The organism is Tateyamaria pelophila (assembly GCF_019966495.1).
Classification (GTDB): Bacteria; Pseudomonadota; Alphaproteobacteria; order Rhodobacterales; family Rhodobacteraceae; genus Tateyamaria; species Tateyamaria pelophila.
In genome coordinates, this window is record NZ_JAIMIA010000014.1 from 65,457 (window position 1) to 73,476 (window position 8,020).

General features: G+C 59.0%; 5 protein-coding genes. 2 read left to right on the forward strand and 3 right to left on the reverse strand.

The window, feature by feature from the left end; translation table 11 throughout:
- Positions 1–59: 59 nt before the first annotated feature.
- Positions 60–2,210: an esterase-like activity of phytase family protein gene (locus LC354_RS07085; RefSeq protein WP_223422396.1), complete on the reverse strand. Its 2,151-nt coding sequence runs from the start codon at positions 2,208–2,210 to the stop codon at positions 60–62.
- A gap of 98 nt (positions 2,211–2,308) precedes the next feature.
- The gene (locus LC354_RS07090; protein ID WP_223422398.1) at positions 2,309–2,683 is read right to left on the reverse strand and encodes a hypothetical protein; all 375 of its coding nucleotides are present in this window, start codon (positions 2,681–2,683) and stop codon (positions 2,309–2,311) included.
- 77 nt (positions 2,684–2,760) lie between these two features.
- Between LC354_RS07090 and LC354_RS07095 the strand changes: the two genes are divergently transcribed.
- Together LC354_RS07095 and carB are read left to right on the forward strand one after the other, a co-directional pair.
- Positions 2,761–3,525, forward strand: coding sequence for an alpha/beta fold hydrolase (locus LC354_RS07095; RefSeq protein WP_223422400.1), 765 nt, complete (start codon positions 2,761–2,763; stop codon positions 3,523–3,525).
- 264 nt (positions 3,526–3,789) lie between these two features.
- Positions 3,790–7,122, forward strand: a complete 3,333-nt coding sequence (carB, locus tag LC354_RS07100) for a carbamoyl-phosphate synthase large subunit (RefSeq protein WP_223422402.1) — start codon at positions 3,790–3,792, stop codon at positions 7,120–7,122.
- A 12-nt stretch (positions 7,123–7,134) separates the two neighbouring features.
- Here carB and LC354_RS07105 read toward each other — a convergent pair whose 3' ends face one another.
- A complete protein-coding gene (locus tag LC354_RS07105; RefSeq protein ID WP_223422403.1) occupies positions 7,135–7,908 on the reverse strand; it encodes an MOSC domain-containing protein in 774 nt (257 codons plus the stop codon).
- Positions 7,909–8,020 lie beyond the last annotated feature (112 nt).

The window sequence follows — 8,020 nt, forward strand, 5'->3', positions numbered from 1 at the left end:
AGTCAAAACGCCCCCGCCAAAATTTCAGTGGCGGGGGCGTTTTCATTTAACCTGGCTGTTTACATTTTGCCGAGAGACCAGAAAAAACTCTCGCCCGAACTGTCGTCCACGCCATCATTATCGGTGCTGGCCCACGCCATGCCATCATCGAAGATCGCCAGACCCTCGACCTTATCGACGACAAAACCACCATTGGCAGCAAGGTCAGGCATCAGATCGCGCACCTCTTGCTTTGTCACAACCGGCAGCGGACTGCCAAGCGGCGCCGGGACCATCTGATCCGCAGGGATTCGGTAAACTTTCTTGGTCTTTGCGTTGGCACCGATCTGGTTGTCGCGCTCAACCACATAGACGTAATCGCCATGTGCCACGATCTCTGACAGGCCAACCCATCCTTGCGCTGGTGCGGTCTTGGGATAGTGGACTGCACCCCACTCTTCGGTTTCGATGTTGTACGAGATCAGTTTCACATGGTGATCCGGATCATCCTTCCATTCGCGTTGAACCGCCATCCAAAGCGTATCGCCGACGCGCGTGATGCCTTCAAACCCGAACCGCTGTTCGACCGCCAGAAGCGCAGCGGGCAGACCGATCTCTTCCGTGATCACGCCCCCTGCATTGACGTGAAAGATGGCATGCGGCACCAGACGGTCGCTGCGCCCTTCGGAGGCAACCCAAAAGCCGCTGTTTCCGTCGAGCGCAATACCCTCCATGTCGATCTTTTGCGCCGGATATCCGCCACGGGTCACTTCCAAAGCCGACGTGATACGTGCAGGTGTTTGCGTGGTATCGATGGTAAAGATCGTGGGTTGGAAGCCGTAGAAACTGTCATTCACTGCATAGATGATACCGTTTTCACCTGCGGCCATACCAGAAATGGCACCCCAACCGATCAGGCTGTCTGCGCCCGCGGATGTCAGCTGTGGATAGGCGGCAGGCGCGTCCTGATATTCATAGATCATGACGTGGCTGCGCACACCGCCATCTTCGATCAGATCCACCTCATTTGCGGTCACGAACAGATTGCGTGCCGGGATGGCGATGGCGCCTTCTGGCCCGATGCCCGAAGGCAGCAGCTGTTTCAAAACAGGCGCCGTTGGGTCGGATACGTCGTAGACACCCACGATCGAAGCCCGCTCGGCCAGGATAAAGACGTAAGGCGTGCCTTCAAAAACCGCGAATTCCATGCCTTCGGGTTCCGCGCCTTTGGCATCGGAGCGTTTGTCAGGATAATGACCCGCTTCGATGATGGCATGTTCAAAGCTGTTGCCAGCCTCCCAGACAACGGTGCCGTCCTTGTGAAAGATGGTCCAACCGCGCGCACCGCCATCCATGTCACCTTCGTTGGCGATGGCAAAGTGATCGTTGTCTATCCATTGAACGCCATCAGGTTCGCGCAAACGGTTGGCCTGGCTTTCGGTAAAGCGCAGCGCGCCACGCTCATCGGTCACATCGATCTGGTCCAGATCAACTGCGCCCGCTGGAAAATGGCTCAGAATGTCGCCCGTCTTCGACATCATGACCATGTGGTTGTTTTCCTGCAATGTGACGACGATTTCGCCGTTTGCATTAACGTCGACAAACTCGGGTTCGGGATCTTCCGGGGACACTTCGGCAAGGTCCGCAACGTTGATCTTGACCATGCTTTCGCAGTCAAGCATGCCGTCCGCCACATCAAACGCAACGACAAAACCGCCCGGCAATTGCCCGGTGCGGCCGTCGCCCGCATCCTCGTCCCGCTCGTTTTCGATCGCGATCGCCAAAAAGCTGCCGTCCGGCGCAGTTGCGGTGCTGTCGGGTTGACCGCCCAAATCGCATGACGCAACTTCGGTCATCGTCTTGATGTCGTAGGCTTTCACGTATCCGCTTGGCGCTGTGAAGCTGTCGGATGTGTTCACACCGACATAGGCCGTTTGCCCGATGATCGAGACGGCCGTTGGCTCCCCGCCCACCTCGATGTTGCCCAGCGGGGCAGGTGCGGAAGGATCCGAAATGTCGATAAAGCCGACAACACCCAAGGGGCTGTCGGAATAGGCCAGCGTCATACCGTCCCCAGACACGCTGATAATCTCCGCCGAGGATTCCAGCGACGCATCGGCATTGTTGAGATATGTCGCGAAACTGCTGATCCGATTAAAGTTCATGTCTGCTGATACTGCTGTGGCGAACAGCGCAAACACAGATGTCATGGTGACAATTTTTAACGGCATAGACTTTGGATCCCTCATGTTTAAGACATGAGTGTCCTAAGCCCGGCCTCATGACGTTCTTGCAAAGGTTTTGTAATGGAATTTTGAAACCTGAAGGATCAGATCCTGCCAGTCCACACCATCCAGGCGACGAAACCTCCAGCGATCAGCAAGATGTTGAACGCAATCGCAGCGGCCATTGACAGCAAACGGGTTTTGCGCGCCTCCGCTCGATCAACGGTCTTGAGATACGCAGACACCCTGGCCTCGGCCGCGTCCAGCGCTCCCCCGTCGACCCGTTTGATCAGCTTTGGATGGCCACCCAGACCTTGCGCAGCAACAATCAGTTCCGCCTCGCTGCGCAGCCGTTTGGGCAAGCGCCGCCCGGTTTTGCGCAAGGCCTTGCCCAGCGACTTGGCCTTGACGCCAAATGCCTCATTCAGTGCGCGTTCTACCCGTTCGGCGCGGGCGTTTATGGTCTGTTGGGTCTCCATACCGCTTCATTATCTCGGGTGCCTCCGGGTCTCAATCCCTCTGGTCCCGATGGTTCATTCGGGCTAAAGCTACGGGCATGCTTGCAATTTCCGAAATCGGACCGCGCGGCGGGACACCTCTTTTGATCGCGCATGGCCTTTACGGATCCGGGCGCAATTGGGGCGTCATCGCAAAACGCCTGTCTGATACGCGCCATGTCATCACAGTGGACATGCGCAATCACGGCGACAGTTTTTGGTCCGATGAACACAGCTATGCCAATCTGGCGCAGGATCTCGCCGAAGTGATTGACCATGTCGGCGGCCCTATGGACGTCGTGGGGCACTCGATGGGCGGCAAGGCCGCCATGGTTCTTGCGCTCAACCGACCAGACACCCTGCGGCGGCTGGTGATCGGGGATATTGCACCTGTCACGTACACTCACAGCCAGATCCAGTTCATCGAAGCCATGAGATCGGTTGATTTGGATGCCGTGACCCGGCGTTCGGATGCCAATGCGCAGCTTGGGGCGCTTGGAGTGGATGCAGCCCTGTGCAGTTTTCTGACGCAATCACTGGACGTGCCGCAAAGGAAGTGGCGTCTCAATCTGGATGCGCTGGCGGACAACATGCCGAACATCATGGGATTTCCGGACAGTGACGCTGTGTATTCCGGTCCGACCCTGTTCCTGTCCGGCGGCAAATCAGACTATGTGACGCCGGAACATCGTGCAGGCATCCGCGCCCTTTTCCCCGCCGCGCGCTTTGCCAAGATCCCGGATGCCGGGCACTGGCTGCATGCGGAAAACCCACGCGCCTTTGTAGGCACGGTGCGGGCCTATCTGGACGCCCCCGACCTCTGACAGAGTTCATGTCATTTTGCCTTGATGGCTAATCCAGAGAATCGGAACGCAAGTTTCGGAATTCGGGCGCCTGCCCGGCCCATCCTGCAGCTCGAGTCACCCGATTTGTACCCCTCAGAACACGATGTGCCGGGCCCAATTCCCAAAGCACACCGCCTGCCCCGCCAAAACGACGGAATTAAAGCCTGGCGATTGACGCCACCTCTTGCGCCTGCGGACCCCATCCCTATAACGCAGGACAATTTGCACATCCGGGGGTTCACGATGCCAAAGCGTACCGACATCAAGTCGATCATGATTATCGGCGCGGGCCCCATTGTTATCGGACAAGCCTGCGAATTCGACTATTCCGGCGCTCAGGCCTGCAAGGCGCTGCGCGAAGAAGGCTACCGGGTCATTCTGGTCAACTCGAACCCGGCCACGATCATGACCGACCCCGGTCTCGCCGATGCCACCTATATCGAGCCGATCACTCCCGAAACTGTCGCCAAGATCATCGCCAAGGAACGCCCCGACGCCTTGCTGCCCACCATGGGCGGCCAGACCGGTTTGAACACTTCGCTCCAGCTCGAAGAGATGGGCGTGCTGGAAAAATACAACGTCGAGATGATCGGTGCCAAACGCGAAGCCATCGAGATGGCCGAAGACCGCAAACTGTTCCGCGAAGCGATGGACCGGTTGGGCATTGAAAACCCGCGCGCGACCATCGTGACGGCCCCCAAGGATGCCAAGGGCAACAAGGACCTCGCCGCAGGGGTCGCTATCGCGCTCGAAATCCTCGAAGATATCGGCCTGCCCGCCATCATCCGCCCCGCCTTTACCCTTGGCGGCACGGGCGGCGGCGTAGCTTATAACCGCGATGACTACATGGCGATCTGCCATTCCGGCATGGATGCCTCGCCCGTGGGCCAGATCCTCGTGGACGAGTCTTTGTTGGGGTGGAAAGAATACGAGATGGAAGTCGTGCGCGACACCGCGGACAATGCCATCATCGTCTGCGCGATTGAAAATGTGGACCCGATGGGCGTGCATACCGGCGACAGTATCACGGTCGCCCCTGCCCTGACCCTGACGGACAAAGAATACCAGATCATGCGCAACCAATCGATCGCCGTCCTGCGCGAGATCGGCGTTGAAACCGGCGGATCGAACGTGCAATGGGCGATCAATCCCGAAGACGGGCGCATGGTCGTCATCGAAATGAACCCGCGCGTATCGCGGTCGTCTGCGTTGGCTTCCAAGGCCACAGGCTTCCCAATTGCCAAGATCGCGGCCAAACTGGCTGTGGGCTACACACTGGACGAGCTTGACAACGATATCACAAAGGTCACTCCCGCCAGCTTTGAGCCGACGATCGACTATGTCGTCACCAAAATCCCGCGCTTTGCCTTCGAGAAATTCCCGGGCGCCGAAGCGACCCTGACCACAGCCATGAAATCGGTGGGCGAGGCGATGGCCATCGGCCGCACCTTCCACGAGTCTCTGCAAAAGGCGCTCGCCTCCATGGAAACCGGCCTGTCGGGCCTCGACGAGATCGACATTCCGGGCGCACCCGACAAGGCCGCCGTGATCAAGGCCATTTCGGTTCAGACACCGGACCGTCTGCGCCTGATTGCCCAGGCCATGCGGCATGGATTGTCCGACGACGACATTCACGCCGTCACCATGTTTGATCCATGGTTCCTGTTGCGCATCCGCGAGATTGTCGACACCGAAGACCAAGTGCGCCAAGACGGACTGCCTCAGTCCGAAGAAGGACTGCGCACGCTCAAGATGATGGGCTTTTCCGACGCACGTCTCGCCATGCTGACCGACCTCACCGAAGCTGACGTGCGCCAAGCGCGCTCGGAGCTTGGCGTAACGGCTGTCTTCAAGCGGATCGACACCTGCGCCGCCGAATTCGAGGCGCAAACGCCCTACATGTATTCGACCTATGAATACCCAGTCTTTGGCGAAGCCGAATGCGAGGCCCGGCCAAGCAACCGCAAGAAAGTCGTCATCCTTGGCGGAGGTCCCAACCGGATCGGTCAGGGGATCGAGTTCGATTATTGTTGTTGCCACGCCTGCTATGCGCTGACGGATGCGGGCTATGAGACGATCATGATCAACTGCAACCCTGAAACGGTGAGCACCGATTATGACACCTCCGACCGGCTTTATTTTGAACCGCTGACCTTCGAGCATGTGATGGAAATCATGCGGGTCGAACAGGACAACGGCACATTGCACGGCGTGATCGTTCAGTTTGGCGGACAGACCCCGCTCAAGATTGCCCAAGCCTTGCAAGACGCTGGCATTCCGATCCTTGGCACCTCACCCGACGCCATCGATCTGGCTGAGGATCGCGAGCGTTTCCAGAAACTGGTGCAAGACATCGGCCTCAAGCAACCCAAGAACGGCATCGCGCATTCCGACGCCGAAGCCCTTGCGATTGCCGAAGACATCGGCTTCCCGCTGGTGATCCGCCCTTCCTACGTTCTGGGCGGGCGGGCGATGGAAATCGTGCGCGACATGACCCAGCTTCAACGTTACATTTCCGAGGCCGTCGTGGTGTCCGGCGACAGCCCGGTGCTGCTCGACAGCTACCTCGCTGGGGCGGTCGAACTGGACGTCGATGCGCTCTGTGACGGCACCGACGTGCATGTCGCAGGCATCATGCAGCATATCGAAGAGGCGGGCGTCCATTCGGGCGACAGCGCCTGTTCCCTGCCGCCCTATTCGCTCAGCAAAGAGATCATCGCCGAGATCGAGGTGCAAACTCATGCCCTCGCGCGCGCTCTCAACGTGGTGGGCCTGATGAACGTGCAATTCGCCGTACAGGGCGACGAGATTTTCCTGATCGAGGTCAATCCACGCGCCTCCCGTACGGTCCCGTTTGTGGCCAAATCGACCGACAGCGCGATCGCGTCCATCGCCGCACGGATCATGGCGGGCGAGCCGTTGTCGAACTTCCCGCAGCGCGCCCCCTATGACGCCGATGCAAGCTATGACAGCACGCTGCCGCTGGCCGATCCGATGACGTTGGCAGATCCGAATATGCCGTGGTTCTCGGTCAAGGAGGCGGTCTTGCCCTTTGCCCGCTTCCCCGGCGTCGACACCATCCTTGGCCCCGAAATGCGCTCCACCGGCGAAGTCATGGGATGGGATCGCACTTTTGCCCGCGCCTTCCTAAAGGCGCAGATGGGGGCGGGCATGGTCCTGCCCGATGCAGGTTGCGCCTTTATCTCGATCAAGGATGCCGACAAGACGGCTCAGATGCTCGAGGCGGCACACATATTGACCAAGCTCGGGTTTACCTTCATTGCGACCCGTGGCACCGCCAAGTGGCTTGAGGACAACAACGTCGCCTGCGGGCTCGTCAACAAGGTCTACGAAGGGCGACCCGACGTGACCGACACCATGAAAGACGGTGGCGTACAGTTGGTGATCAATACAACCGAAGGGGCCCAGGCGGTCGATGATTCCAAATCGATCCGCTCCATAGCGCTCTATGACCGCATCCCCTATTTCACGACCGCCGCCGGTGCGCATGCCGCAGCCCTCGCGATCCGCGAACAGGCGCAAGGCGACGTGGGTGTCAAAGCGCTGCAGGGCTGATACGCCCTGCGGTTACACGAGCCTCAATACATCGCCGGGCGCGATCCGTCCGCCCTGCAAGACTTCGGCATAGACGCCCATGTCAGAATGCCCAAACTGGTCACGTAACAGTTTGGGCACGTCCAGATCGCGCATGCCTGTCTCAAGGTTCACTTGCGTGGCCGGGCAGCGTTTGGTCCGGCGCACGATCTTGAACCGCGCCGCGCCAATCGTGATCTCGCGGCCCACCCATTCCAGTTCCGCCATCGGCGGTACCCCCGAAAAAAGGATGTTCGCCCGAAACCGTGCCGCCGCCACATCCGCGCCAATCGCCTCGCCGAAATGCGCCACACTGTCGAGATTGATGAGCGACACCGCATTCATCATCTCGGGCGAGACAACAGACACATCCGTGAACTTGTGCGGTGCCGCCGAATACAACGTCGGCAGCATATCCGGCTCCAACCCCAGATGCTCCACCAAAAAGGCCGCAGCAGCCGCGCGCCCGTCAAGCGCTTCGACATCGAACGACGCGTCCTTGCCCGCCGATTTCAGGGTTAGCGTCCCAAGCGCCTGATCATACCGCGTCCGCAACGTGGCCAACCCCGCATCACGCGCCAGTACGACAAAGCGCGTTTTGGGCAAGGGGCGCGGATTGTCCGGATCAAAACCGCTGTTCGGTCGCGCGAAACCAAACGCGCGATCCAACGGAAATCCTTCGCCCTTCGCCAGAGCAACATGGTCCAACGGCTGCGCATTCAAGCCTTTGATCGGGTAGTGAAAGAGGCGTCGAATCTCACCAGTCATCGCATATTTCCTGCTCTGCCAAGGGGATTATCAAAAGTGAAGGACCACCGGCTGACGCCGGAGGCATCATTTGTCGGAATGTAATTCCAGGTACTGCTTGATGACATCGTCT

Excerpts from the sequence above, each read along its gene's own strand:
- LC354_RS07105 (WP_223422403.1), bottom strand. The coding sequence starts at position 7,908 with ATGACTGGTGAGATTCGACGCCTCTTTCACTACCCGATCAAAGGCTTG.
- carB (WP_223422402.1), top strand. The coding sequence starts at position 3,790 with ATGCCAAAGCGTACCGACATCAAGTCGATCATGATTATCGGCGCGGGC.
- LC354_RS07085 (WP_223422396.1), bottom strand. The coding sequence starts at position 2,210 with ATGCCGTTAAAAATTGTCACCATGACATCTGTGTTTGCGCTGTTCGCC.
- LC354_RS07090 (WP_223422398.1), bottom strand. The coding sequence starts at position 2,683 with ATGGAGACCCAACAGACCATAAACGCCCGCGCCGAACGGGTAGAACGC.
- LC354_RS07095 (WP_223422400.1), top strand. The coding sequence starts at position 2,761 with ATGCTTGCAATTTCCGAAATCGGACCGCGCGGCGGGACACCTCTTTTG.